24 protein-coding genes and 2 pseudogenes are annotated in these 23918 nt (G+C 68.2%); 13 read left to right on the top strand and 13 right to left on the bottom strand.

Annotated features, from left to right (window positions below):
* Nucleotides 1–68: 68 nt before the first annotated feature.
* From ACWCQS_RS08060 to ACWCQS_RS08050, 3 genes are all read right to left on the bottom strand, one after another.
* Nucleotides 69–926, bottom strand: coding sequence for a fumarylacetoacetate hydrolase family protein (locus ACWCQS_RS08060; RefSeq protein ID WP_450985433.1), 858 nt, complete (start codon nucleotides 924–926; stop codon nucleotides 69–71).
* A 128-nt stretch (nucleotides 927–1054) separates the two neighbouring features.
* Nucleotides 1055–1798 carry a YidC/Oxa1 family membrane protein insertase gene (locus tag ACWCQS_RS08055; protein WP_451003656.1) on the bottom strand — a complete coding sequence of 248 codons (744 nt, stop codon included), beginning with the start codon at nucleotides 1796–1798 and terminating at the stop codon, nucleotides 1055–1057.
* Between the two features lie 91 nt (nucleotides 1799–1889).
* A complete protein-coding gene (locus ACWCQS_RS08050) occupies nucleotides 1890–2201 on the bottom strand; it encodes a DUF6412 domain-containing protein (RefSeq protein WP_451003655.1) in 312 nt (103 codons plus the stop codon).
* Nucleotides 2202–2337: 136 nt separating this feature from the next.
* On the opposite strand from ACWCQS_RS08050, the gene ACWCQS_RS08045 reads away from it, so the two are divergent.
* The gene (locus tag ACWCQS_RS08045; RefSeq protein ID WP_451003654.1) at nucleotides 2338–3174 is read left to right on the top strand and encodes a serine hydrolase domain-containing protein; all 837 of its coding nucleotides are present in this window, start codon (nucleotides 2338–2340) and stop codon (nucleotides 3172–3174) included.
* Nucleotides 3175–3201: 27 nt separating this feature from the next.
* Here the strand turns inward: ACWCQS_RS08045 and ACWCQS_RS08040 are convergent.
* Nucleotides 3202–3627, bottom strand: a pseudogene (locus ACWCQS_RS08040) (winged helix-turn-helix transcriptional regulator); the annotation flags it as partial.
* A gap of 202 nt (nucleotides 3628–3829) precedes the next feature.
* Nucleotides 3830–4633 (bottom strand): class E sortase, encoded by an 804-nt coding sequence (locus ACWCQS_RS08035; RefSeq protein WP_451003653.1) that lies wholly within the window; start codon nucleotides 4631–4633, stop codon nucleotides 3830–3832.
* A gap of 266 nt (nucleotides 4634–4899) precedes the next feature.
* Between ACWCQS_RS08035 and ACWCQS_RS08030 the strand changes: the two genes are divergently transcribed.
* Together ACWCQS_RS08030 and ACWCQS_RS08025 are read left to right on the top strand one after the other, a co-directional pair.
* On the top strand, nucleotides 4900–6375 hold the full coding sequence (locus tag ACWCQS_RS08030; protein ID WP_451003652.1) for a beta-1,6-galactanase: 1476 nt from the start codon (nucleotides 4900–4902) through the stop codon (nucleotides 6373–6375).
* 70 nt (nucleotides 6376–6445) lie between these two features.
* Nucleotides 6446–7462, top strand: a complete 1017-nt coding sequence (locus ACWCQS_RS08025; protein ID WP_451003651.1) for a hypothetical protein — start codon at nucleotides 6446–6448, stop codon at nucleotides 7460–7462.
* 325 nt (nucleotides 7463–7787) lie between these two features.
* Here the strand turns inward: ACWCQS_RS08025 and ACWCQS_RS08020 are convergent, their stop codons facing one another.
* Nucleotides 7788–8858, bottom strand: coding sequence for a YDG/SRA domain-containing protein (locus ACWCQS_RS08020; protein WP_451003650.1), 1071 nt, complete (start codon nucleotides 8856–8858; stop codon nucleotides 7788–7790).
* A gap of 168 nt (nucleotides 8859–9026) precedes the next feature.
* On the opposite strand from ACWCQS_RS08020, the gene ACWCQS_RS08015 reads away from it, so the two are divergent.
* The gene (locus tag ACWCQS_RS08015) at nucleotides 9027–12176 is read left to right on the top strand and encodes a DUF3427 domain-containing protein (RefSeq protein WP_451003649.1); all 3150 of its coding nucleotides are present in this window, start codon (nucleotides 9027–9029) and stop codon (nucleotides 12174–12176) included.
* A gap of 15 nt (nucleotides 12177–12191) precedes the next feature.
* Here ACWCQS_RS08015 and ACWCQS_RS08010 read toward each other — a convergent pair whose 3' ends face one another.
* Nucleotides 12192–12854, bottom strand: coding sequence for an ATP-binding protein (locus tag ACWCQS_RS08010; protein WP_451003648.1), 663 nt, complete (start codon nucleotides 12852–12854; stop codon nucleotides 12192–12194).
* A gap of 200 nt (nucleotides 12855–13054) precedes the next feature.
* Here ACWCQS_RS08010 and ACWCQS_RS08005 point away from each other — a divergent pair, with 200 nt between their 5' ends.
* The 3 genes from ACWCQS_RS08005 to ACWCQS_RS07995 all read left to right on the top strand — a co-directional run bounded on the left by ACWCQS_RS08005 (nucleotide 13055) and on the right by ACWCQS_RS07995 (nucleotide 14402).
* Complete coding sequence (locus tag ACWCQS_RS08005; protein ID WP_451003647.1) at nucleotides 13055–13900, top strand: helix-turn-helix domain-containing protein; 846 nt, start codon at nucleotides 13055–13057, stop codon at nucleotides 13898–13900.
* On the top strand, nucleotides 13900–14100 hold the full coding sequence (locus ACWCQS_RS08000; RefSeq protein WP_451003646.1) for a DUF397 domain-containing protein: 201 nt from the start codon (nucleotides 13900–13902) through the stop codon (nucleotides 14098–14100). The genes ACWCQS_RS08005 and ACWCQS_RS08000 overlap by 1 nt, the downstream gene beginning before the upstream one ends.
* Nucleotides 14101–14183: 83 nt before the next feature.
* The gene (locus tag ACWCQS_RS07995) at nucleotides 14184–14402 is read left to right on the top strand and encodes a DUF397 domain-containing protein (RefSeq protein WP_451003645.1); all 219 of its coding nucleotides are present in this window, start codon (nucleotides 14184–14186) and stop codon (nucleotides 14400–14402) included.
* A 14-nt stretch (nucleotides 14403–14416) separates the two neighbouring features.
* On the opposite strand, the gene ACWCQS_RS07990 is transcribed toward ACWCQS_RS07995, so the two are convergent.
* Nucleotides 14417–15079 (bottom strand): HAD family hydrolase, encoded by a 663-nt coding sequence (locus ACWCQS_RS07990; protein ID WP_451003644.1) that lies wholly within the window; start codon nucleotides 15077–15079, stop codon nucleotides 14417–14419.
* Nucleotides 15080–15284: 205 nt separating this feature from the next.
* Between ACWCQS_RS07990 and ACWCQS_RS07985 the strand changes: the two genes are divergently transcribed.
* The 3 genes and pseudogenes from ACWCQS_RS07985 (at nucleotide 15285) to ACWCQS_RS07975 (ending at nucleotide 16179) form a co-directional block, all read left to right on the top strand.
* A complete protein-coding gene (locus ACWCQS_RS07985) occupies nucleotides 15285–15491 on the top strand; it encodes a hypothetical protein (protein WP_451003643.1) in 207 nt (68 codons plus the stop codon).
* A pseudogene (locus ACWCQS_RS07980) lies at nucleotides 15475–15992 on the top strand (DUF6879 family protein). The gene ACWCQS_RS07985 and the pseudogene ACWCQS_RS07980 overlap by 17 nt, the downstream one beginning before the upstream one ends.
* Nucleotides 15982–16179 carry a helix-turn-helix domain-containing protein gene (locus ACWCQS_RS07975; protein WP_451003642.1) on the top strand — a complete coding sequence of 66 codons (198 nt, stop codon included), beginning with the start codon at nucleotides 15982–15984 and terminating at the stop codon, nucleotides 16177–16179. Before ACWCQS_RS07980 ends, ACWCQS_RS07975 begins: the two are co-directional and overlap by 11 nt.
* Here ACWCQS_RS07975 and ACWCQS_RS07970 read toward each other — a convergent pair.
* Nucleotides 16112–16594, bottom strand: a complete 483-nt coding sequence (locus ACWCQS_RS07970; RefSeq protein WP_451003641.1) for a DUF2267 domain-containing protein — start codon at nucleotides 16592–16594, stop codon at nucleotides 16112–16114. The two genes, ACWCQS_RS07975 and ACWCQS_RS07970, sit on opposite strands and share 68 nt — an antisense overlap.
* Before the next feature lie 148 nt (nucleotides 16595–16742).
* Nucleotides 16743–17168, bottom strand: coding sequence for an Hsp20/alpha crystallin family protein (locus tag ACWCQS_RS07965; RefSeq protein ID WP_451003640.1), 426 nt, complete (start codon nucleotides 17166–17168; stop codon nucleotides 16743–16745).
* A gap of 168 nt (nucleotides 17169–17336) precedes the next feature.
* Here ACWCQS_RS07965 and ACWCQS_RS07960 point away from each other — a divergent pair, with 168 nt between their 5' ends.
* The gene (locus ACWCQS_RS07960) at nucleotides 17337–17639 is read left to right on the top strand and encodes a hypothetical protein (protein WP_323374794.1); all 303 of its coding nucleotides are present in this window, start codon (nucleotides 17337–17339) and stop codon (nucleotides 17637–17639) included.
* Nucleotides 17640–17907: 268 nt separating this feature from the next.
* On the opposite strand, the gene ACWCQS_RS07955 is transcribed toward ACWCQS_RS07960, so the two are convergent.
* Complete coding sequence (locus tag ACWCQS_RS07955) at nucleotides 17908–19110, bottom strand: helix-turn-helix domain-containing protein (protein WP_451003639.1); 1203 nt, start codon at nucleotides 19108–19110, stop codon at nucleotides 17908–17910.
* Between the two features lie 229 nt (nucleotides 19111–19339).
* On the opposite strand from ACWCQS_RS07955, the gene ACWCQS_RS07950 reads away from it, so the two are divergent.
* Nucleotides 19340–20569: a serine hydrolase domain-containing protein gene (locus tag ACWCQS_RS07950; RefSeq protein ID WP_451003638.1), complete on the top strand. Its 1230-nt coding sequence runs from the start codon at nucleotides 19340–19342 to the stop codon at nucleotides 20567–20569.
* A 160-nt stretch (nucleotides 20570–20729) separates the two neighbouring features.
* Here the strand turns inward: ACWCQS_RS07950 and ACWCQS_RS07945 are convergent, their stop codons facing one another.
* On the bottom strand, nucleotides 20730–21692 hold the full coding sequence (locus tag ACWCQS_RS07945) for a GlxA family transcriptional regulator (RefSeq protein ID WP_451003637.1): 963 nt from the start codon (nucleotides 21690–21692) through the stop codon (nucleotides 20730–20732).
* 151 nt (nucleotides 21693–21843) lie between these two features.
* On the opposite strand from ACWCQS_RS07945, the gene ACWCQS_RS07940 reads away from it, so the two are divergent.
* Complete coding sequence (locus ACWCQS_RS07940; RefSeq protein ID WP_451003636.1) at nucleotides 21844–22287, top strand: hypothetical protein; 444 nt, start codon at nucleotides 21844–21846, stop codon at nucleotides 22285–22287.
* A gap of 13 nt (nucleotides 22288–22300) precedes the next feature.
* Here the strand turns inward: ACWCQS_RS07940 and ACWCQS_RS07935 are convergent, their stop codons facing one another.
* The gene (locus tag ACWCQS_RS07935; protein WP_451003635.1) at nucleotides 22301–23857 is read right to left on the bottom strand and encodes an MFS transporter; all 1557 of its coding nucleotides are present in this window, start codon (nucleotides 23855–23857) and stop codon (nucleotides 22301–22303) included.
* Nucleotides 23858–23918 lie beyond the last annotated feature (61 nt).

The raw sequence follows: 23918 nt of genomic DNA, 5'->3' as shown, positions 1-23918 counted from the left end.
GGCGCGAGGAACTGCGCGAGAAACCACGGACGACCCGCACCCGCCGAACTCGCGCAGCCCTCACCCCCTTAGGCGTCTTTGAGCTCCTGCCGCTGCCGCCCGAGCCCAGGAATCTCCAGCTCGACCACATCCCCGGCCCGCAGATAGGGCTTCGGCTCGGGCCGCCCCATGGCCACCCCCGCCGGCGTCCCCGTATTGATGACGTCCCCGGGATACAGCGTCATGAACTGGCTGACATACCGCACGACCTCCGCCACGGGAAAGATCTGCTCGGCTGTCGTACCGTCCTGCTTCAACTCCCCGTTGACCCACAGCCTCAGCGACAGATCCTGCGGGTCGGCGACCTCGTCGGCCGTCACCAGCCACGGCCCCAGCGGATTGAACGTCTCGCAGTTCTTGCCCTTGTCCCAGGTGCCACCGCGCTCGATCTGGAACTCCCGCTCGGACACGTCATGGGCCACCGCGTACCCCGCGACATGCGCGAGCGCCTCCTCGGCCGACGACAGATAGCGGGCCGTACGTCCGATGACGACCGCCAGCTCCACCTCCCAGTCGGTCTTGGCCGAGCCCCTCGGGACGAGCACCGTGTCGTTCGGCCCGACCACCGTGTCCGGCGCCTTGAAGAAGACCACCGGCTCGGCGGGCGGTTCGGCGCCGGTCTCGCGGGCGTGGTCGTGGTAGTTGAGCCCGATGCACACGATCTTCCCGATGCGGCCGAGCGGCGGCCCGATGCGGAGCCCCGTCGCGTCCAGCGCGGGCAGCTCACCGGACTCGGCCGCCGCCCGCACCCGGTCGAGCGCGGCCTCGTCGGCGAGGAGCGCGCCGTCGATGTCGGCCACGAGGCCCGACAGGTCCCGCAGCGTCCCCTCGGCGTCGAGCAGCGCGGGCCGCTCGGCCCCTGCCGTACCCACTCGCAGCAGCTTCATGGTCACAATCTCCCTCGATCGCGGACGCCCGGACCGATGGGTGCAGCCATCGGAGGACTGGTCGATCCTCCAATCGGTCGGTCCAGTCCGCAAGACCTTGTTCACGTACTGGACCGTAACCGCGCCTGCTACTGGTACAGCGCGGCCCGTTCCACCGCGGTCCAGGCCGTGCTGGTGACGACGTACAGCGCGGCGGCCAGCGGTACGACCGCCACGGTGACGAGCGTGAAGAAGGACATGAACGGCATGACCTTGTTGACCGCGCCGAGCCCCGGCACCTGCTCGCCGCCCTTCGCGCCCGCCGCGCCCGCCGCGAAGGGATCGGCCGCCATCATCCGCTTGGTACGGAGGCAGTTGAAGGTGGCGATGACCGCGACGATCGCGAAGAGCCCGAGATAGACCAGCCCCGCCGGCCCGAACATCCCACCGCCGGCGAGGGCGTCGGCCCAGCGCCCGCCCAGCGGCGCCGCGAACAGCCGGTGGCGGAGCAGCCCGTTGCTCGCACCGCCGATCGTGGAGCTGGAGAAGAGGTGGTAGAGGAGGAAGAAGGCGGGCAGCTGGAGCAGGCTGGGCAGACAGCCGGACAGCGGTGACACCTTTTCCTCGGCGTGCAGTTCGAGCACCGCCTGCTGCAGCCGCTGCGGGTCCCTGTGGTGCTTCTCGCGCAGCTCGGCGATGCGCGGCTGCAGTGCGGCGCGGGCGCGCCGGCCGCGGGCGGCGGCGCGGGACAGCGGGTGGACGAGGAGTCGTACGAGCGCGGTGAACAGGACGATCGCGGCGGCGGCCGCGGAGGCGTGGAAGAGCGGCTGGAGCAGGTCGGCGAGCTGCTCGACCAGACGGGCGAAGACGGTGAAGACGGAGGAGAAGGACATGGGTGAGCCCTCCGGGGGTCTCGTCGTGCCGGAAGTGAACAGAGCGGCATGACGACCCGCGCGGGTCACGTGTGCGAAGGAGAGACGTGCCCTACGCGGCGGTCGCCGGAAGGGCGTGCCCGGGTGCCCTGGGCCGGCGCCGGCCGGGCGCGTCGGGATCGCGCTGCGGCAGGAAGGCCGTACGCCGGGCCCGGTCGCGGATCGCCGTACGCACGCGGGTGGGCGGGACGGCGGGCGCACAGCGGGCGGCGATCAGCGCGCAGGCGGTGAACGCTGCCCCGGCCGCCGCGGTCGCGGCGAGCGCCACGGTCGCGGAGAGGTTGCCGGTGTCGAGCAGCATGAGCGGCAGGAGCAGAAGCAGCAGCGGGGCGAGCGCACGCGACCGCGCGAGACTGCGGACCACTTGGCTTCCCCCTCCCACGGTCTCAACCTCCGTTGCCTGTTTGCCCTTTATACAGGTAGAGCCGAAGACAAGTAGAGCCGAATACAGGCAGCGCCGGATACAGGCAGAGCCGACCCGGCACCGGAAAGGGCCCCGCATGCCGCGCACTCCCACCTGCGTCCTGACCGACACGTCTCCCGCGCGGGTAGACCACGGTCACAGCGTGGACCGGTTCGTCGAGATCGGCTCCTTCACCAAGGTGCTCACCGGTACGGCGCTCATGCGCATGGCCGCCGCGGGCCTGCTCGACGTGGACGATCCCGTCGAGCGCTGGCTCCCCGCCGCGCCGCGCACCGGCATCACGCTGCGGCACCTGGCCGAGCACACGTCCGGGCTGCCGCGCCTTCCGCCCGGCGCCGGGGGCCGCGATCCGTACGCCGCGTTCGACGGCGACGCGCTGCAGCGGCTGCTCGGGCGGCTGGACGGGGTCGTGGTCCGGCCGCCGGGAGAGCAGGAGGAGTACTCCAACCTCGGGTACGCGGTCCTGGGCGCGGCACTGGTCGGCGCGGCCGGTGCGCCGTACGAGGAGCTGCTCGCCGAGCATGTCCTGCGGCCGCTGGACGTGCATGAGGTCAGCGCACGTCCCGACCCCGGCCGGCGCCTGCTGGCTCCCGGGTTCCTCGGCAGGACCCGCAGGCCCTGGACCATGGACGGGGCGATCCTTCCGGCGGGCGGTCTGTGGGCGACCCCGCGTGCGGTCGCCGATCTGCTGGTCCGGCTGGTGCTGGAGCGCCGGCTGGGAGATCCCGCCCCCTCCTGGCAGACGGCCGGCCCGCTGCTCTGGCACAACGGCGCGACCCGCCACGCCTCCGTCTTCGCCGGAGCCATGGCGGACGGCCGGTGGGTGGTCGTCCACCGGCTGGGCGGCCGGGCGGAGGCGACGGACCAGGCCGGGATCGACGTCCTCAGGGGCGCCGGATCGGGCACCGCCTGACCGGCCGGCTCAGAGCACGGCCTGTGGTCACGCCGGTTCCGTCTCCAGCGGCTCCAGCAGCCGCTTCGGCTTCAGCAGGACCCGGCTGACCGGATCCGCCGGGTCGGGGTCGAGGCCCGGGCCGGGCTCCATGACCACGTCCTCGACCGGTACGACGACCCCGCAGGCGCGGCATTCGCCGTACGACCCGAGCTCCGTGCCGCAGTCCGCGTGCCGGAAGTACCGCAGCCGAGTCTCGGTGAAGTGCTCGCGGCCCCACAGTCCGAGGGCGCGCAGGGTGGGCCACAGGGCGATGCCGCGCTCGGTGAGGACGTACTCGTCGCGCGGTGGCGACTCCTGGTACCGGCGCCTTTCGAGGATGCCCTCGGCGGTCAGGGTCTGCAGGCGGGCGGCCAGGACGGCGCGCGGGATGCCGAGGTGAGGTGGGTGTGGGTGGACCAGGAAGTCGTTGTGACCTGCTCTCCCCCCTGGAGGAGGGAGATTTCGGCCTGCTCGCCGCTGTTGTGCCGCTACGCGGCACGAGCATCGGTCGAGCTTCCGTGGCTTCCTGCTTCATCGTGCTGTGCCAGAACAGGTTCTGGTCTTACCGGCGCTGCCGTGATCACTTTCACTTGAGCGGTGAGTGGATGGCGCTGCGGGAGCGGGCGCAGCCGCGCTAGCGGGGCCGCATGGACACCAGCTTCCCCCACACCACCATCCGGTAGCGCGAGGTGAACTCGGGGGTGCAGGTGGTGAGGGTGATGTAGTAACCGGGCTGGTCGTACCCGTACCCGGGCCGGACGAGCGAGCGCGGGACCGGCCGGACGACCCCCGAGTCCAGGGCGGAGGTCTGCGGCAGGATCTGGTCGACGTCGTACGTGTACGTCGCCGTCCGCGTCTCCACCTCGATGTCGTCCCCGCGCCGCAGCCGGGGCAGGTACCGGAACGGCTCGCCGTGCGTGTTCCGGTGCCCGGCGAGCGCGAAGTTGCCCGCCTGCCCCGGCTGCTGGGTCCCCCGGTAATGGCCGACGTACCCCTTGTTGAGGACGTCGGCCTTGCTCACACCCTCGGCGATGGGCACACGCAGCCCCAGCCGGGGGATGGTGAGGACCGCGTACGCCTGGGACCGCAGGGGCAGACTGACGGACGTGTACGACCGCTGCGGCGCACGGGACTCGGAGCCGTCCGGGGCCGATGCGGGGGCCGTGGATGGTGAGCCGGAGGTGGCGTCGGGCGTCGGGGCCGCGCCACCGGCGCCGTACCCCCCATGCCCCCACTCCCGCTCCAGCGCCTCCACCTGCCGCTCGGCACCGCGCCGGGCCTCCCGGTTGGTCCACCACAGCTGGTGCACGACCAGCAGCATGAGCAGCACACCGACGGTGACCAGCGCCTCGGCCCCGCCCCACAGCACGCGCCGCCGCCGGGCACGCCGACGCCGATCGCTGTGCCGTACGACCCGCACACCCGACCATGCCGGCATCCGCACCCACCTCCACGGGCCCCCACGGGAGCCGCCCGCAGGGTAGGCGCAACGGGCACAACTGGCCATAGTCGCAAGCGAATCGCCGACTTCGGCGGCTTTCTCAACGGGTTTGAGGAACCACTGTCAGAACCCTCGACAACCCCACCCGTCACCCCCGATGCTTCCTGCTGCCGGAGCCGCAACGGAGAAGCGGACAGACGGAGAAGCAGACAGAAAGAAGCAGGCAGACGGAGAAGCGGACAGACGGCGAGGCGGGAGAGGCAATGATCCGACGCAGAACCCTGTTGGCCGCAGCGGGCAGCGGCATCCTGGGCGGCGCCCTGGCCACGGGCACGGCGAGGGCGGACGCGACGATATCGATCAACCCGGCGACCACCTACGGCACTTGGGAAGGCTGGGGCACCTCGCTGGCCTGGTGGGCGAACATCTTCGGGGCGAGGGACGACTTCGCGGACATCTTCTTCACGACGAAGACGACGACGTACGACGGCACGGCGCTGCCCGGCCTGGGCCTGAGCATCGCCCGTTACAACCTGGGCGCGTGCAGCTGGAACAGCGTGGGCGGCGAGTCCATGGTCGCCTCCCCCAACATCCCGTCCTTCAAGCAGATCGAGGGCTACTGGCAGGACTGGACGAACGAGGACCCGACGTCGTCGTCCTGGAAGTGGACGGCGGACGCGACGCAGCGCGCGATGCTGCAGAAGGCGACCCAACGAGGCGCCGTCAGCGAACTCTTCGCCAACTCCCCCATGTGGTGGATGTGCCTCAACCACAACCCCTCGGGCGCCTCGGGCGGCGGCAACAACCTCCAGTCCTGGAACTACCGCCAGCACGCCTCCCACCTGGCGTCGGTGGCCCTGTACGCGAAACAGAACTGGGGCGTGACCTTCACGACGGTGGAGGCCTTCAACGAACCGTCCTCCTCCTGGTGGACGGCGACGGGCACCCAGGAGGGCTGCCACATGGACGCGACGGTCCAGTCCGCCGTACTCCCCTACCTCCGCAGCGAGTTGAACAAGCGAGGCCTGACGGCGACGAAGATCTCCGCGTCGGACGAGACGAGCTACGACCTGGCCCGCACCACCTGGAACTCCTTCTCGTCGACGACGAAGGGCTATGTGGACCGGGTGAACGTCCACGGCTACCAGGGCTCGGGCGGCCGTCGCGACCTGCTCTACACGGACGTGGTGACGACGGCGGGCAAGGCCCTGTGGAACTCGGAGACGGGAGACGCCGACGCCACGGGCCTGACCCTGGCCGGCAACCTCCTCTACGACTTCCGCTGGCTGCACCCGACGGCGTGGGTGTACTGGCAGGTGATGGACCCGAGCGCGGGCTGGGCGACGATCGCGTACGACGCGAGCACCTTGCAGCCGGGAGCGGTGCAGACGAAGTACTACGTACTGGCACAGTTCACCCGCCACATCCGCCCCGGGATGACGATCCTGGACACCGGGGTGAGCTACGCGGCGGCGGCTCTGGACAGGCAGGCGAAACGCCTGGTGATAGTCGCGGCGAACACGTCGTCGGCGGCGACGACCCTGACCTTCGACCTGTCCCGCTTCTCCTCCGTGACCGGCGGCTCGGGAGGCCTCGTCCCCCGCTGGAACACGGTGACGACGGGCGGAGCGGACCTCTACACGCCGCATTCGGACACATACGTCTCCGGCAAGACCCTGTCGGTCCCCTTCGCACCGAAGTCGATCCAGACGCTCCAAGTGGACGGAGCGACGGCGTAAGGAGAGCGGCGGGAAGCCAATGAACTGGCCTTACTCCCTCCTGTCACCGCTCGGCAGTACGGTGTCCCCCATGCGCCCCGACACGCCTGCCGAGAACGTCGACCACACCGCCGAAGCGGCACGCCTGGAGCGAACCGCCGGACTGTACCCCGAGGACGCCGAGGCCCTGCTGCTGCGGGCGGCGGCCCACCTCGAACTGTCCGGCGACCGCCCCGCGGCCACCGCGCTCTACGACCGCCTGCTGTCCACGACGGACGCCCTGGAGAACCCCGCCCTCGTACGAGCCCTGAAGGCGTCGAACCTCTGGGAGTACGGCCACGAGGCGGAGGCAAGGGCGATCATCGAGGGCCTGCGCACCTCCGCTCCCCGCGATCCGGCCCCCTGGGTGATCATCGCGGAGTCCCTGGAGTCGCACGACGAGCTGGAGGCCGCGGCGGAGACCTTCACGGAGGGGGTACGGCTGCTCCTCCCGTCCGCGCAGGACACGGACCCGGCACCCACCACCCACCCCCTCCTCTACGGCCGCCACCGCGTCCGCCGCATGCTGGGCGTGCCCCACGACACCTGGGACACCCTGGCGGACAAGCTCCACACGTCGTCCGTGTCCCTGGACGAACTCCACGACCCCAAACGCGTCTGGTCCCTGGGCTCGGAGAACCCGGCCGAACTCCAGGCGGAAATCACCCGCCTCCAGGCCGAACTGGGCGCCTACAGAGAGGCCCTCTCCCGCCCCTTCCCGGTGGCGATCCTCCACTGGCCGGCGGGTGAGCTGACGGAACTCCTCTCGGCCTACCCGACCCTTGCCGTGGAGTACCCCTCCCACGACACCCACCTCGCGACCATAGAGTCGTCCCTGCGCGAACTGTCGTCTTCGGGCACGGCGAACCTGGGCATCGTGACGGGGACGGTCCCGTCGTACGAGGCCTTCGCCGCCTCGGAGGGGTCGTCACCGGAGGACGTCACGCTGCTGCCGCAGTATGCGACGACGCTGGCGGCGCGGGGGCGGGCGGTGGCTTGGCCGCCGCAGAGGGGGGCGGGGTGCTGGTGCGGCACGCCCCAGGCCTATGAGGCGTGCCACGGGGCATAGAGCCGGGGCCCTACGGCACACCCCCACCCTCACCACCGCAAGCCGCTGCCCCAGCCCGGCGCGCCGCCACGCCGCTGGCGCGCCCCTCATTCCGGCTGCCCATCCACCCCACCGAACGGCTACCCACCTGGCCCCCGCCTTCCCCGGGCCGCCCGCTCGCTTCTTCCCCGTGCTGGAGCGGCCCGGGTCAAGGGTGGCCCGAAGGGCCATCGGCGCCAGCCGACGCGAGAGTGAAGCGCAGCGGAACGGACGCGCCCTTGAGGCGGGCTGCGGAAGCACGACAATGCCGAGAAGCGGGCGACCCCACGGCCACTTCCCAATGGCTCTACTCAGCGCCGGGGTCAACTCGGCTCAGCCACCACTCACGGTGGTAGCGAATGTAGTCCAAGTGAATCTTGTGCTTCCGGTGCCTCTTGAGCTTCGGCCGAAGGTTCCCGCCCAAGGCCCCAGCCCGCACGATGATCGACCAATCGTCGTCAATAACGATGGCACCGATATCAAGTCGCACATGACAGTTGGGGCACAGACATAGGACGTTCGGCTCCACGTCCGGGCCCTTGTGTGGCTTCCCCAGGGGACGGATGTGGGCACCTTCGCTGTAAGGCTTCCCGCCCGGCCCCACCAGCCGGAGGCCACACGCCTGGCACTCTCCATCGTGGAGCCTCTTGACGTTCCTTATCACCGCGTCGTCGCGCACCAGGCGCTGGACTTCGGCGCGACGCGTCTCAGGGAACTTTTCCCCTTCCGGTGCCTCCTCGTCCGAGTCCTCCTCGGCGTCTTCACCCCCCACTTCCCCCGCATCTTCTTCCGGAAGCTCCTCCTGTGGGCGCTCTTCCCGCTGCTCCAGCAGGTCGGATATCTGGCGCTCCACCGAGGTTGGATCTTGGAGCTCATCGGGCAGACGCTTCAGGTCAAACTGGCAGATCTCGATCGGTGTGCCATCCGGCGCCGGTGACTTTGAGATGGCCGTGCGGATATCCGTTATCTCGTACAAGCCGTCGTACCTGTAGCAGTTGATCGGCGAGTATCTCGAATCACCCTTCCATCCACGTATGACCCGAATGACATGCCCTCGGTCATAGCTCCGCTTTAGCGCGGCATTGTCCTGATACTCCCAGGACTGGCTACGCAGGAGCCTCTTAACCCCATCAACCTTCACCTTGTCCTTGTCAGGCGAGGCCCCCGTGTACCGGATCGTGGTCCAGTCGTCGTGATCGTCCTCGTATCCGCCGTGCAGCACGATGGCGTCAGCAACTTCACTACCGTCCTCGTCATCGAGCCATGAGATGCCACGCACCGTGTCCCGATGGAGGTTGTTGTGCTTCACCTGCAGCCGCCGGTGGAACTCCGCGCCCGGGGCGATGCCATCGATGTGACCGATCTTTTGTTCTCCCACCCCGACATACTGAAGCGGCTCGATCAGTCATGTCACTTTCAAATCGCCATTTGACCGATTCACTGCCGTTGCACGATCGAGTTGAGCAGCGTCGGCAAGCTGCCACGGCTTGTCAGTGGTCCCTGTTACAACTGGTCATGCGGTCTGAGGGATCAAGGGGGGACACGCATGACTCAACCGGGGGATCTGCCACAACCCGTCTCGGGTGTGTACGAGCAGCTCGTTACGCGCCGCTTGCAGGCGCAGATGAGGCAGTTGGACGCACAAGGTTGGAAGGCCATCGATGCGGAGGTCAGCGAAGAGTCCACCCCGCATGTGCTGGCCCACCACATCGGTGAGGCCGTGAGGCTCAGACTGAGCCAACTGCCCCACAGCAAGCAGGTTGCCCTCGCCAACGAAATCATGTGCTCGCTGGCCGCCAGCGCTCCGGATCCCGATATGGACGAAATGGGCGGCGCCATCGTTGACGGCCCCCGGCAACTGCTCGCACTTGCCGAGCCTGAAGCGCCAGGCGTCTACGCCATTCGCCCGCTCACACCCCTGTCCGAGACGGCGTTGATCACGAACGCACCAGACGATCCCAGCCTGGGGGCAGAGTTGCGAGCGGAGCTGGCCACTGCGGACCGTATCGACCTGCTCTGCGCTTTCGTGAAGTGGTACGGCATACGGGTCCTCGAAGACTCACTGCGCGCGGCGAGGGAGCGCGGAGTCCCGATCCGGGTCATCACGACCACCTATATCGGCGCCACCGATCGCTACGCCTTGGACCGCCTAGTCCGTGAGTTCGGTGCCGAGGTGAAGGTCAACTACGAAGTCCGGTCCACGCGTCTACATGCCAAGGCGTGGCTGTTCCGACGCAACACCGGCTTCGACACGGCCTACGTGGGCAGTTCCAACCTGTCAAAGGCGGCACTGCTCGACGGCCTGGAGTGGAATGTCCGGCTGTCGTCGGTCGCCACTCCCAGAGTTCTCGACAAGTTCGAGGCAACCTTTGACGCCTACTGGGCCGACGCAGCATTCGAGACGTACGACCCCGTCCGCGACGGCGAGAGACTTGCGGAGGCGCTGACCCAGGCGGGCAGTACCGGGTCGGCCGGCGAGCTCAAGATCAGCCTGTCCGGCTTGGAAGTGCATCCACTCCCGCACCAGAAGGACATGTTGGAGCGTCTCCGTGTCGAGCGTGAGATCCGCGGCCGTCACCAGAATCTCCTAGTTGCGGCTACCGGCACCGGCAAGACCGTCATGGCCGCCCTGGACTATCGGAACCTGCGCGACAAGTTCGGCGGAGCACTCCCGCGGCTGCTCTTCGTCGCCCATCGCAAGGAGATCCTGAAGCAGTCCTTGCGGACCTATCGTGAGGTTTTGGACAACGCGTCCTTTGGCGAGTTGCTTTACAACGGTCAAGAGCCCAGCGACTGGACACATGTCTTCGCCAGCGTCCAATCGCTCAACCTCCAACGCCTAGAGCAGTGCGATCCCAAGCACTTCGACGTCATCGTCATCGACGAGTTCCACCACGCTACGGCGAACACGTACCGACGCGTGATCGAGCACTTCAGACCGACCGAACTCCTCGGCCTCACGGCCACCCCGGAGCGGATGGACGGGCTCAACGTTCAGGACGAGTTCTTCGGCGGGCGTATCGCCGCCGAGCTTCGGCTCTGGGAAGCACTCGAAAACGACCTACTCTGCCCCTTCCACTACTTCGGACTCCCAGACGGCACCGACTTGACCAACCTTGCGTGGCGATCGGGCACCTACGACCGGGACGAGCTCGGCAATCTCTACACAGGCGACCACGCGCGAGCTCGTATCGTCATCAAGCAGGTCAAGGACAAGATCGCGCATCCAGGTTCTATGCGCGCGCTGGGCTTCTGCGTATCCAAGGCGCACGCGCACTTCATGGCCAGGTGCTTCCGCGAGACGGGCTTCAAGGCCAAGGCCCTCGACAGCGACTCGGCTCCCGCCGTACGTGAACGCACGCTGGAGGATCTCAAGGCCGGACGTATTCAGGTGATCTTCTCCGTCGACCTCTTCAACGAGGGACTCGACGTCCCTGATGTCGACACCCTGCTCCTCCTGCGCCCCACTAACAGCGCAACGCTGTTCCTCCAACAGCTTGGGCGCGGACTGCGTCGTACACCGAACAAGCCAGTGCTGACGGTGCTCGACTTCATCGGTCAGCACCGTGCGGAGTTCCGCTTCGAGGAGCAGTTCCGAGCGCTGACCAACCTGTCTCGCAACCGCTTGGTGGACAGCATCGAGCGCGACTTCCCCCAGCTGCCTTCCGGTTGCCAGATCATCCTGGAGGGCAAGTCCAAGGACCTCGTCCTCGACAACATCCGCACTCAGCTCAAGGCGACCATCACAACACTCGCGAAGGAGGCCAAGAGCTACAGCACACCCAGGTTGGCCGACTACCTGCGCGAGAGCCGTCGCGAGATCAGGGAGCTCTACAAGAGCGACAACTCATGGACCAAGGTACTTCGCAAGGCTGAGTTCATCGAGGAGGCAGCCCCGACAGGTGAAGCAGACCTCCTCAAACGTGTTCATGCGTTCCTCCACGTAGACGACCCCGACCGGGTCCGGGCCTATCTCCGCCTTCTCGAAGATGACGCCCCCGACTACGGCTCGCTGTCGCCCAAGGACCAGGCGTACGCCCGCATGCTCTTTTTCAACCTGTGGGACAACGCCGGCGGCTTCAGTAGCTACCAACAGGGGCTCGAATCGTTGCGCACCCAGCGGCTAGTCCGGGACGAACTTCGACAGGTCCTGTCCTACATACTCGACGAAGCCGACCACTACCCCATCCCTCTGGACAGCTCACTCAGCCACATCCCACTGAAGGTCCACAGCGCATACAACCGTTCCGAGATCCTTGCGGCCCTGGGAGTGGCACAGCTGGGCGGACAGATGCCACGAGACTTCGGCCAAGGCGTGCGTTGGATCGAAGAGATCAAGACGGACGCACTGCTCATCACCCTGGAGAAGAACGAGCGGGACTTTTCACCCACGGTCCGCTACAGGGACTACGCACTCAGCCCCACCCGCTTCCACTGGGAGTCGCAGAGCACCACGCCGGAGAACTCGACAACGGGCCTGCGCTATCAGCGGCATGCCCAGCAGGGCAGCCATGTCCTGCTGTTCCTGCGCCGCTACAAGCGGAACAGCATTGGCAAGTCCGAGCCTTGGATGCTGCTCGGCCCAGCCACCTATGTGAAGCACACCGGCAGCAAACCCATGGCGATCACCTGGGATCTGCAGCATGAACTTCCCGCCGATGTGTGGTCGTACTCGGCCGCGATCTCCAGCGGATGAAAGTGCGGCCGCCTGTTACGCCGGAACGTCAGTCTCTGCCTCAAAGTGCACTTGAGCCCGGTCCAGCACATCGTCTGCATTGCGGCCGTGAGCGTGAAGCCAGTGGAGGAGGTCGGCGATGATGTTGATCGCTGCTTCCTCCGCACAGGCCAGTCTCATTCTGCGCCCCCCGGCACTCGCGGCACGTGGCGACTGTTCGGCCTCGTAGAGGTCCAACAATCCCTCTGCTCTGCTCAGGCGTGGACTGGCGTTCGCAGGGCAGGGCAAGGCCGACTCGGTAGGGATCTCACACCACGTCACCTTCCGATCCGTCCCGATCTCAACGCCCCAGCGGGTAGCGATGGACTCAACAAGTCGCATGCCACGGCCGCTTTCAGAGGCCAGTCCCACCTCAAGCAAGGCGGGCAGAGCGCGGGTGTCCGGATCGTGCACCTCGATCCGCAAGTGGGTGCCGCTCATGGAGACGGCGAGCGTGGTCGGGGTTCCGAGGCCCACATGCGTGATGACGTTGGTGACGAGTTCACTCACGCAGAGTTGTGCCGCCTCCACGACGTCCTCCAATCCCCACAGCCCCAGGTGAAGGCGCATCAGTCGTCGGAGAGCCGCCACTTCCTCAGGTTCTGCCGTGAACTGGAGATCCCACGGTTTCCTCGGCGGACTGGCCTCGTTGTGCCCCACGTCAACTCCCTCCCATGGATGCTGCGTTGCGCTCTGCAACTGACGATGCACCTAGAGTTGCAGTGGAACTCTCAAAATGGAACTCTCATGTTGAGGCCGTGGGAGCGCGAGCGGAGCACACGCGCCCCCGGCGCACACCGTCTTGCCGTGCCGCTACGGCAGCCAGGACGATCTAACCGATCGACGCGAAGGGTCAGGACATGGCAGTTGGACCGACTACTCGTAGGCGCCAGCTCGGCGCGGACCTCCGACGTCTTCGTGAGGTCAAAGGCCTAACCCTTGAAGAGGCGGGCGCCCGGGTCGGTATTTCAAAGGCAACGCTCAGCCGCTATGAGACAAAGGAAGGGACCGTCAAGTGGCCGACGGTAGACGCTCTTTGTCGTGAATACGGCGCCTCAGACGAGGAGCGCCTCGCGCTTGTCGAACTGGCCAAGGCGGCCAAGATCCAGGGCTGGTGGCGCTCGCTCGCCGACCCCATTCCCGAGTCCATGAACCTCATGCTGACCCTAGAGGACGAGGTCGTACGAGAAGACCACTACGCCTGCATGTACGTTCCTGGTCTCTTGCAGACCCGCGCCTACGCCGAAGCGGTCCACCGCGCTTCCGAAGTGGGCTGCCCCGAGCGGGAGGTACAGCACATGGTCGACATCCGCATGAAGAGGCAAGAGCTCCTTGACCGCGATGAGCCTCCGCACATCTGGTGTGTGATCGACGAGGCCGCCATCCGACGCATCGTGGGCGGACGCGAAGTCATGCAGGAACAGCTGCGGCACCTGCGGGCGCTAAGCGAACGACCGCACATCACCGTGCAGGTGCTCCCGTTCTCAAGGGGCGCCCACGCAGCCGCCGTCGGCAGCTTCGCCGTCCTCCGCGGACCGAAGCGGGAACTGGACGTGGTCTACGTCGATCTCCTCGGCGGCGGGCTCTTCATGGAAAAGCCCGGGGAACTAGATCGCTACAGGTTGGCGTTTGAGTATCTGAGCGCCCAGGCGCTCGACCTGGAATCCTCAGCAGAGCTCATCGCCCGCATAAGCAAGGAGTCCTGATGACCAGACCGTCTGCGCCCTTCTGGTTCACGTCGACTTACAGCGGGGGCAGCGGTACGGAATGCGTTGAATGCGCGCGGATGACCGAAAGTATCCTCATACGCGACTCCAAAGACAGAAGCGGGCCCGTGCTCTCCGTCAGCGGCCAGGCCTGGCACGCGTTCACCGGGGCCCTTCGAAGGGGACTGCTGGAAGACTGAGGCCCCGTGCTCCGAGGTGCCGCGGCACCCCACCCAGACGGAGACACTCCAGCCTCATCCACCGCGCCCACAGGGAGCTATACATGACCGACGGCCACCAGAGCGATACCGACCTCGTCTGGTTCAAGTCGTCGTACAGCGGAGGCAACACGACCGAGTGCGTGGAGACGGCCTTCGTCCCGGGGAGTGTGCTCATACGGGACTCGAAACGCCCTGGCGGCCTCCGTCTCACTGTCTCAGCGTCTGCGTGGACGAGGTTTGTTGCGGGCGCTCGATCTTCATCTCGCAATACTTCGGTGTAGCTTGACGGCGAGTGTCAGCCCGTTGAGGCGTTGAAGTTCTTGATCACTCCGGGCAGCTCCGCGAGACTCTCGATTCTGAAGGTCGGGAGCCTCTCGGCTTCCGCCGAGCGCCACTGGATCGTGGCCCATGGTCCTCGGTGGACCAAGGCAGTGTGCATGCCCGCGGCGGCGGCCGGCCGGATGTCGTTGTCGATGCGGTCGCCGACGTACAGGATCTCGTCCTTGCTGAAAGGGACCACTTCGGCGACGCAGCGGAAGAAGGCAGGATCTGGCTTGCTGGCGCCCCAGTCATCCGAGGTTCCGATCGAGTCGACGTTGTCCGCCAACAGTTCCCGGAGGATCTCGCCGGACCGGATCGTCTGGTTGCCTGCGATGCCCAGCCAGATGCCATCCGTCCGCAGCGTGGTCAGCGCAGGCCGGACGTCTTCGTAAAGGTCCTCTTCGCCGAAGGTCTCCGGCCGCCCGGCCGCCGCCCGCCTCTCACGTTCCTCGTACAGGTCAAAGCCGGGGCAGAACTCCTGGAAGACATCTCGGTAGTCACGCCCCTGAGCGATGACCGCCCCGAACATGGCGTGGAAGGTATGGCGGGCCACGCCGAGCCAGTCGGCCCAGGCACCGTACTCCCTGGTTTCGTCTACGAGGCACTCGCCGACGTCGAACACCACAGCACGAATCATGGGCGCAGGGTAGTAACCGGGTCTTCGCGGTCGACAGTGCATCGGTAGCCGATGAAGGCACCAACGGCCGAACAGAGCCCCGCTTCCTAGATCAATTACCCCACTACGGGAATATTTCCCTGTCGTCATGGACGCCCTGTGCCGAGCCGACCTAGCGTCATCCTCGGGTGGAGGGACAGGCCCTGCCCGTCGTACAGGGGGCACAATGGCGCGTGCGGATCTGACGCGGCTGACCGGCAATGGGAACTGGGAGTGCGGGGGCGATGACTGCCCCAACGTGTACCGGACCGGCTCAGGGTCGTTCGTGGTCCAGGGGAATCCGTCGGATGCCTTCGACCCGCCAGAGGGAGAGGCTCTCGTGGAGATCCCAGAGGCGGTGCTGAGGGAGGCTGTCCGTGCTCTTGGATGGTGAGGACTGGCGGAGGACGTTCGATGCCATGCAGAAAGAGGGTGGCGTCTGGAGACTCTGCCCGTCTACCGTGTGCCGCAGGAGGAAGAAGCTGTTCGCCGGTTCCTGGCCGGGGAGCCGGTGACGCGGGAGGCGACGCAGCCTTGGTTCGACCGGGTCAGGGCTTACGTGGCGAGCGGACGCAGTGTCGGGCGAGTGCACATCGTCACTCAGCCCCTCACGGACTACCTTCGCTTCGAGTTCGAGCACTACCGCCACAACGTCGAAGCCGGCGAGGCGATCCACATCCTCGACGTTTCCGATCGTCCCAACCCTCTCGATGGGGTGCAGGACTTCTGGATGTTCGACCATTCTCGGATCGTGCTCATGCACTATGAGCCGGACGGCACTCAGATCAGCCGGGAAGTGTACGACGGCGACCCGGTGCCGTACCAGGAGTACCAGCGCATCGCCCTTGCGGAATCGGTGCCCTTCGAGGAGTACGTGAAGGGCCTTGACACTTGATCCTCAGCAGCTAGGGCAGTCGAAAGCCGACCTGGCCGAAACACTGCGAACGCTGCGCAAGCGAGCCGGCCTGTCCCAAGTCCGGCTCGCCAAGCGTTGCAATGTTTCACAATCAAAGATCAGCAAGCCGTCGGCGCCAGATCCCCCCGCCCGAAGAGGAGGGCGTATCCCGGGGGGAGTTGGGTGAGGAGGCGGGTGGTCAGGGGGGCGCCGACCCAGTTCGCCAGGGTGCTGAGGACCGAGCTGACGTCCCAGCGGGCCGTCGCGGGGGTTGAGCCCTCGATGCGCGTCGCCACCGACTCCACGAACTCCCTTGCCGTCAGGGGGTGGGTCGCGGGGATCTGGGAGGCGATCACTCGGGCCGCTTCTCGGGGGAGGGACTGGGCCAGGGCGACGCGTTCGTCGCCGGTCACGTGGCCGCCGAGGGCTGAGAGGACTATCCGGGTCACGCGTTCCGCCTCCGCCCTCGTGGTGTACTGACCCGCCTCGCGCACCCGCTCCGTCAGTTCGTGCCAGCGCCTGGTGTCGGCGTCGCCATCACGGGCCGACAGGGCGGACGGGGTGGGGATCGTTGTTCTCGGCTGCGAGGTCGTCACGGTCATCGTGCTGGCTCCTCCTCCGGGGCACGTCGGGGCACGGGCAGGGCCGTGCCCCGTGATGCAGGGGACTTGGGTCGGTGGATCGGCGCGTCCCGGGTTCCGCTCGTCACCCGGGACGCCTTGTGCCGTCGGCTGTCCGCCGTGCGGGCGGTCAGCCGCTGATCTGCTTGCGGCCGACGTCGCCGCCCGTGATCTGGATGCGGCGTGGCTTGGCCGCTTCGGCCACCGGGATGCGCAGGGTCAGGACGCCGGCCTCGTACGACGCGTCGATGCGGTCCGTGTCGAGGGTGTCACCGAGGAACAACTGGCGGGTGAAGGTGCCCGAGGGGCGTTCGGCGACGAGCATCTCCGCGTCCTCGGGGGCCGGGTTGCGGCGCTCGGCGCGGACGTTGAGGACGTTGCGCTCGACGTCCAGCTCGATCGACTCGGGATCGATGCCGGGCAGATCGAAGTGGACCAGGAAGTCGTCCCCCGAGCGGTAGGCGTCCATCGGCATCGCGGCCGGGCGCGTGGCCTCTCCGAAGAGCTGCTGCGTGAGGCGATCGAATTCACGGAAGGGGTCCGTGCGCATGAGCATCACAGGTCACTCCTCTCTACGGGAACTGGGATGCGATGCCCTACGGCTTCTTATATAACCCCAAGAGGGAAAGTTGACAAGCCTCGACTCAGGTTGGTCGAGTCGACTGACCTGCGCGTTAGCCTCGGCCGCAGAGACAACGCAAAAGTGGAGAAAGAGGAGGCAGTCGTGGCCAGGGTTCCCAGTGCAGTCGTAGCCGCCACCGGGCTTGTCGGTGGGTATGGCGTGGCCCGTTGGACCAAGAAGCGGCAGCTGGGTGGGGCCGTGCTGGCCGTCGCCGGGGTCGCCGCCGCTCAGCAGTGGCGTGCGCAGGCCGGCGGGAAGGCTGCGGGTGCGCTCACGGCCGCTTACGTCGCCGCGTTCGCCGGGTCCCATCCGCTGGCCAAGAAGGTCGGCGCCTGGCCGTCCGTCCTCGGTGTCGCCGGCGCCGTCGCCCTCGCCTCCTGGGCCGTCGCCGACCGCCGGGGCTGACCCAGGGGCGCCAGTGCTCCGGCCGACGCCGACCGCAGGGGACACCCCCGGCACCGGCACTTCCTCCGGCGCCGGCGCCGCCGACGTCGACCGCCGGGGCGCAACCCCCGGCACCAGCACTTCGGCCGGCGCCGTGAGACCCCGTCGCGCAACGGCGCCCACCATCTGCCGAGCGCGTCCCCGCCGGGCAACGGCACCCACTACCTGCCGAGCACGTCCGACCCGAGCGGCAAAGCAGCGGTCAGGGGCTCGTGAGCCCCGCGTCGCCTCACTGCGTCAGGGATTCGGCGACCAGCCGCCAGATCTCCGCGGCGAGGTCCATGTTGCCGCTCGACTGGGCCTGCTCGGCGAGGTCGCGCAGGCCGGTGATGGCCGCCTCGCGGTTGCCCTCCATGAGCAGCACCCGGTTGCGCAGCATGTCGAGCCTGACCTGCTCCTGATAGGGCGTCACATCCTTGAAGCCCTCGAGCTGGGTCAGCAGCGCGCGCGCTTCGGCGGGGCGGTTCTGGAAGACGGCCACTCGGGCGTGCAACGCCAGCAGTTGCTGCTCCATGGTCGGCGTTGCCGCGAACGGCATGCACGCCTCCACTTCCTCGACGCGCCGCTGAGCGGACTCGATCTTCGGCGGTCTGCACAAGAGATCGAGGTGAGCCGCATCGAGGCGCAGGCGCATCCACAGCGTGAGGTCGTCCCGGCCGTTGAACCCTCGGATGGTCTGGTCCATCAACTCTGCGGCGGCATCGAGATCACCCTGGCGGGTTCGGATGTTGGCCATGGTCCACAGGGCCTCGGCCCAGCGCACTCCGGACTGCCCCTCGACCAGGGCGAGCAGCTCATCGCAGTAGCGCGCGGCATCAGGAAGCCGCCCGGCCTCGGCGAGGGCCGACACCAGGGCCAGCAGCGTGGACGTCAGCACCCGGCTGGGAAGGTCTTCGCTCTTCGCCAGCTCGTAGGCGCGCGTCGAGATGGCGACCGCGTCGTCGATCTGGCCGGTGCTGCGCATGCAGCGGGCCAACTCGGCCAGGACCCTGGCCTGCAGCTCGGGCAGTCCGATGTCGTCGCTGAGCGCGACCAGCTCGTCGAGGCTCTCCCGCTGTTCGGCGAACTCCCGGCGCCGGCGGCGCCACTCGGCGACCTGCCACAGCGCCTGCCAGCGAAGGAGCGGATCCTCGCCGCCCGACGCCTTCAGCGCCTCGGCGAGCGTCTCGCCGGCTTCGTCCTGGCCCAGGCCGGTGGCCAACGTCAGGCTCTGCACCAGTGACGTGGCCGTGGACTCCGCCAGCTCGGCCGGGCTGATGCCCAGCTGGGCGGCCAGATGCGCCACGGCCCGCTCGGTGGGCTGGCGCGCGCCGGACTCGAGCCGGGACAGATAGCCGGTCGACATGCCTTCGCCCGCGAGGGCGGCGAGGGTCAGGCCCCGCTCGGTCCTCAGTTGCCTGAGTCGGCGGCCGAAAACCGGCTGCTCCAGCATGTCTGAACTCCCGCGGGTGGCGACGTCGTACGACGTCCGACTGATCCCTTCACCCCGATCCTAACCCGCTTGCCCATATGGTGGCAATTCTTTGCCCGCCTGCAACCGCTCTGGTTGAGCGGTCCAAACTACCTTGGCAATCACTTTTGGCAACTACTTGCCAATGCCATGGCAAGCGTCGTAGCGTTCCTGTCGTCGCCAAACGCCGTACAGGACAAGGGGATTCGTCATGGGACAGAGCAACCGTGGTTTCGCCGAGGCAGGACTGCGCCGGCTGCACGACGTGCTGGCGCGGCATGTGGAGTCGGGAAAGATCCCGGGGCTCGTCGCCCTCTTCAGCCGGGGAGACGAGACGCACGTCGAAGCGCTCGGGACGATGCGTCATGACGGTGGCGCGCCGATGCGCCGGGACACGATCTTCCGGATGGCCTCGACGTCCAAGCCGGTCACGATGGCGGCGGCGATGGTGCTGCTCGACGAGTGCCGGCTGCGGCTGGACGACCTGGTGGAGCCGTGGCTGCCCGAGCTGGCCGACCGGCGGGTGCTGAAGCGGATCGACAGCCCGCTGGACGACACCGTGCCGGCGCGGCGGCCGATCACCGTACGGGACGTGCTGGCCTCCACCTTCGGGCTTGGCATGGATATGACGTCACTCGGCACCCCGATCATGAACGCGGTCTTCGAGCAGGGGCTCACGCCCAATCTGCCCGAGCCGATGCCCGAGCAGGACGAGTGGATGCGCCGCCTGGGCACGCTGCCGCTCATGTACCAGCCCGGGGAGCGCTGGCAGTACCAGATCAGCAACGACCTGGTCGGCGTGCTCGTCTCCAGGGTCACCGGCCAGTCGTTCGAGAGCTTCCTGCGCGAGCGCATCTTCGAACCCCTGGGCATGAAGGACACCGGTTTCCACGTGCCCGCCGACGACATCGACCGGCTGCCCACCCTCTACGCCCCCGACCCGCAGACCGGCGAGTTCATCGTGTGGGACGAGGCCAAGGGGGGACGCTGGAGCGAGCCTCCGGCGTTCCAGAGCGGCGGCGGCGGCCTGGTGTCCACCGCCGACGACTACCACGCCTACTTCCGGATGCTGCTGAACGGCGGCATGCACGACGGCGAACGGATCCTGTCCCGGCCCGCCGTCCAGCTGATGACCACCAACCGCCTCACGCCCGAGCAGAACGCCGCCCGCAACGCCATGGCCCGCGACAACGTCCACGTGTCCTTCGGCCAGGGACAGCACGGCGGCTGGGGCATGGGGATGGCGGTGCGCACCTACCGCGGTGACTACGCGCCGGTCGGCCAGTTCGGCTGGGACGGCGGAAGCGGCACCTCGACCTACGCCGACCCCGACAACCAGCTCACCGGCATCCTGCTCACCCAGGTCGGAGCGTCCGTCCCGGATTCGGTGCTGCTCATGCACGACTTCTGGACCACGCTCTACCAGGCCATCGACGACTGACACCGACCGACCACCCGACTGATACCGACCGACCACCCGACGTCCCCGTGGCCCCGCCTGTCGTCCGACGGGCGGGGCCACGTCCGGGGCTACGTCGTCCGGGCCGCCGACCGTGCCCCACGCCCCGCCCGGCACTCCGGTCGACCTCGAAAACCCTTCGTCACTCCGCCGGAATGACCTCACCTCGCCGGAACGCCCTCCGATACGCCTGCGGGCTCGTCCCCACCACCCTCCGGAAGCGTTCCCGGAAAGCCGTCGGTGAGCCGAAGCCCGTCTGGGCGGCGATGCGCTCCACCGGGTACGGCGTCGTCTCCAGGAGGTACTGGGCACGGCGTACCCGGGCCCGGTGCAGCCACTGCAGCGGTGTCGTGCCGGTCTGCTCACGGAAGCGGCGGTTGAGGGTGCGGGTACTCATCCCCGCCCGGGCCGCGATCTCGTCCACCGTCATGTCGCGGTCGCAGTGGTCCTCCAGCCAGTGGAGGAGCGGTTCCAGGGTGGCACCCGACGGTGCCGGGGGGAGGTCGTGGACGATGAACTGGGACTGGCCGCCCTCCCGTTCCAGCGGCATCACCGACATGCGTGCCGCGTGCGCGGCGACCGCGGAGCCGAAGTCCCTGCGGATCATGTGCAGGCACATGTCCAGCGCCGCCGCCGCGCCCGCCGACGTCAGGAACTGGCCGTTGTCGACGTACAGGACGTTCGGGTCCACCGTCACCTCCGGGTACCGCGCCGCCAGGTCCCCCGCCGCGCACCAGTGGGTCGTCGCGCGCAGGCCGTCCAGCAGGCCCGTCGCCGCGAACAGGAACGCGCCCACGCAGATCGAGGCGATCCGGGTGCCGTTCGCCGCCGCCGCGCGAAGGGCCTCCGGCACTCCCGGCGGTAGCTCCTGAGGCACTTCCGCCACGCCCGGCAGGATGATCGTGTCCGCCTCCGCCAGCGCCTCCAAGCCGTACGGCGCCCGCACCATGAAGGCCCCCGCGCTCACCTCCCCCCGCACCGAGCACACCCGCACCCGGTACGGCACCCGGCCGTCGGGCAGCCGCGCCCAGCCGAAGGTGTCGATGGGAGCGGAGAGGTCGAAGGGGATGACGCCGTCCAGCGCCAGTACGGCCACGGTGTGCATGGCAGGATCCTAGGCCTACGACGGATTGCGGCCGATGGCGCCCATCAGCCCCGTCACAGCGGAAACCGCCTGCCTCCCTATGGCGGGAATCCGTCGAAGCCTGGCACTCCCGCCACTTCTGCAAGATCCGTCCACCGCCTACCGTCACCGCGTGACCAAGTTCCTCCTCGCCGTCCACGTCCTGGCCGCCATCGTCGCCGTCGGCCCCGTGACCGTCGCCGCCAGCATGTTCCCGCCCGTCGCGCGCCGGGCCCTCGCCGCGCCCGGCGATCCCGGTGCCGGCGGCACGCTGCACCTGCTGCACCACATCTGCCGGGTCTACGCCCTCGTCGGCGTCGTCGTCCCGGTCTTCGGGTTCGCCACCGCGAGCGAGATGGGCGTGCTCGGGAGCGCCTGGCTCATCGTGTCGATCGCGCTGACCGCCCTCGCCGCCGTCGTCCTCGTCGCGCTGGTGCTGCCCGCCCAGGGCGCGGTGGTGGAGGGCCGGGGCACGAACCCCGCGCGGCTCGCCATGTCCACCGGCATGTTCAACCTGCTGTGGGCCACCGTGACCGTCCTGATGATCGTGCGGCCCGGCTCCACGACGGGGGCCTGACGGCACAGGCGCCCTACGGCGTACTCGGCGCCGACGGCCCCTGCGTACCCCCCACACCAGGCGCACCCCGCGTCGCCGCCCTCGTCCGGCTCGCCACCGCCGTCAGCGGCCGGGCGATGTCCTCCAGGGAGCGGCGCTCCGCCCGTACCGCCAGGAAGGCCGCGACCAGACCCGCCGCGCACATCAGGGCCGCGCCGATCGAGAAGGCCAGGACCGTGTCGCCGACCTTTCCCGTGCCGGTGAGGTCGGCGAACAGCAGCGGGCCGCTGATGCCGCCGGCCGCCGTGCCGAGAGCGTAGAAGAACGCGATGGACATCGCCCGCGTCTCCATCGGGAAGACCTCCGAGACCGTCAGATACGCGCTGGAGGCGCCCGCCGAGGCGAAGAACAGGACCGCGCACCAGCAGGCAGTCAGCGTGCCCGCGCTCAGCTCGCCCTGGTCGAACAGCCACGCCGTGCCGAACAGGAGCAGACCCGACAGCAGATAGGTCGAGGAGATCATCACCCGGCGGCCCACCGTGTCGAACAGCCTGCCCAGCAGCAGCGGGCCGCAGAAGTTGCCGACCGCGATCACCGCGAAGTAGTAACCGGTGTGACCGGAGGGCACGTCGAAGAACCTGGTCAGGATCGCGCCGAAGCCGAAGGTGATCGCGTTGTACAGGAACGCCTGGCCGATGAACAGGGAGAAGCCGAGGACCGCGCGCCTGCGGTAGTGAGCGAAGACCGTGCGGGCGATCTCCCGGAACGTCACGCTCCTGCGCTGGTGGATCTCCAGCTCGCCCCGCGGCTCGGGCAGCGTCACGCCCTTCTCCCGCTCCACCCGGCGCTCGATACCGGAGACGATCTCCTCCGCCTCCCGGTCCCTGCCGTGGATCAGCAGCCAGCGCGGGCTCTCCGGGACGTGCCGCCGTACCAGCAGGATCACCAGCGCCAGGACCGCCCCCAGGGCGAAGGTCAGCCGCCAGCCGACGTTCCTGGCCAGCAGATCCGTGTCGAGCGCCACGATCGACAGCAGCGCGCCGCCCACCGCGCCCAGCCAGAAGCTGCCGTTGATGATCAGGTCGACCCGGCCGCGGTGGACGGCCGGGATCAGCTCGTCGATCGCCGAGTTGATCGCCGCGTACTCACCGCCGATGCCGAAGCCGGTCAGAAAGCGGAACAGGAAGAACCACCAGGCCTCCCAGGAGACGGCGGTCAGCGCCGTCGCCGCCAGGTACACCGCCAAGGTGATCATGAAGAGCTTCTTGCGGCCGTGACGATCGGTCAGCCGGCCCCAGAAGAGGGCGCCCGAACAGGCGCCGGCCACATACAGCGCGGCGGCCGTGCCGGTGATCTGCCCCGAGGTGATCGACACCCCGCTGCCCGGTTCGGCCAGCCGGCCGGCGATGTTGCCGACGACCGTGACCTCCAGGCCGTCCAGGATCCAGACCGTCCCCAGACCGATCACGATCGTCCAGTGCCAGCGGGACCAGGGCAGACGGTCCAGCCGGGCGGGAAGGTCGGTGATGACGGTCCGGCCCGTCCCGCCGGGCCCGCCGGTCTGCGGTGCCGGCGTCCTCGCTGCGGCCATGGGCTCCCTCCTCGCCGAAGGACGTCCCCCCGACATACGGGAGACGGCAGGACGGGTGCCC

This window comes from Streptomyces sp. NPDC002076 (assembly GCF_053593835.1).
The sequence above is the reverse complement of the archived record's forward strand: the minus strand, read 5'-3'. Positions and strand labels throughout refer to the sequence as shown.

Excerpts from the sequence above, each read along its gene's own strand:
- ACWCQS_RS08060 (WP_450985433.1), bottom strand. The coding sequence starts at position 926 with ATGAAGCTGCTGCGAGTGGGTACGGCAGGGGCCGAGCGGCCCGCGCTG.
- ACWCQS_RS08055 (WP_451003656.1), bottom strand. The coding sequence starts at position 1,798 with ATGTCCTTCTCCTCCGTCTTCACCGTCTTCGCCCGTCTGGTCGAGCAG.
- ACWCQS_RS08045 (WP_451003654.1), top strand. The coding sequence starts at position 2,338 with ATGCCGCGCACTCCCACCTGCGTCCTGACCGACACGTCTCCCGCGCGG.
- ACWCQS_RS08035 (WP_451003653.1), bottom strand. The coding sequence starts at position 4,633 with ATGCCGGCATGGTCGGGTGTGCGGGTCGTACGGCACAGCGATCGGCGT.
- ACWCQS_RS08030 (WP_451003652.1), top strand. The coding sequence starts at position 4,900 with ATGATCCGACGCAGAACCCTGTTGGCCGCAGCGGGCAGCGGCATCCTG.
- ACWCQS_RS08025 (WP_451003651.1), top strand. The coding sequence starts at position 6,446 with ATGCGCCCCGACACGCCTGCCGAGAACGTCGACCACACCGCCGAAGCG.
- ACWCQS_RS08015 (WP_451003649.1), top strand. The coding sequence starts at position 9,027 with ATGACTCAACCGGGGGATCTGCCACAACCCGTCTCGGGTGTGTACGAG.
- ACWCQS_RS08005 (WP_451003647.1), top strand. The coding sequence starts at position 13,055 with ATGGCAGTTGGACCGACTACTCGTAGGCGCCAGCTCGGCGCGGACCTC.
- ACWCQS_RS08000 (WP_451003646.1), top strand. The coding sequence starts at position 13,900 with ATGACCAGACCGTCTGCGCCCTTCTGGTTCACGTCGACTTACAGCGGG.
- ACWCQS_RS07995 (WP_451003645.1), top strand. The coding sequence starts at position 14,184 with ATGACCGACGGCCACCAGAGCGATACCGACCTCGTCTGGTTCAAGTCG.
- ACWCQS_RS07990 (WP_451003644.1), bottom strand. The coding sequence starts at position 15,079 with ATGATTCGTGCTGTGGTGTTCGACGTCGGCGAGTGCCTCGTAGACGAA.
- ACWCQS_RS07985 (WP_451003643.1), top strand. The coding sequence starts at position 15,285 with ATGGCGCGTGCGGATCTGACGCGGCTGACCGGCAATGGGAACTGGGAG.
- ACWCQS_RS07970 (WP_451003641.1), bottom strand. The coding sequence starts at position 16,594 with ATGACCGTGACGACCTCGCAGCCGAGAACAACGATCCCCACCCCGTCC.
- ACWCQS_RS07965 (WP_451003640.1), bottom strand. The coding sequence starts at position 17,168 with ATGCTCATGCGCACGGACCCCTTCCGTGAATTCGATCGCCTCACGCAG.
- ACWCQS_RS07955 (WP_451003639.1), bottom strand. The coding sequence starts at position 19,110 with ATGCTGGAGCAGCCGGTTTTCGGCCGCCGACTCAGGCAACTGAGGACC.
- ACWCQS_RS07950 (WP_451003638.1), top strand. The coding sequence starts at position 19,340 with ATGGGACAGAGCAACCGTGGTTTCGCCGAGGCAGGACTGCGCCGGCTG.
- ACWCQS_RS07945 (WP_451003637.1), bottom strand. The coding sequence starts at position 21,692 with ATGCACACCGTGGCCGTACTGGCGCTGGACGGCGTCATCCCCTTCGAC.
- ACWCQS_RS07935 (WP_451003635.1), bottom strand. The coding sequence starts at position 23,857 with ATGGCCGCAGCGAGGACGCCGGCACCGCAGACCGGCGGGCCCGGCGGG.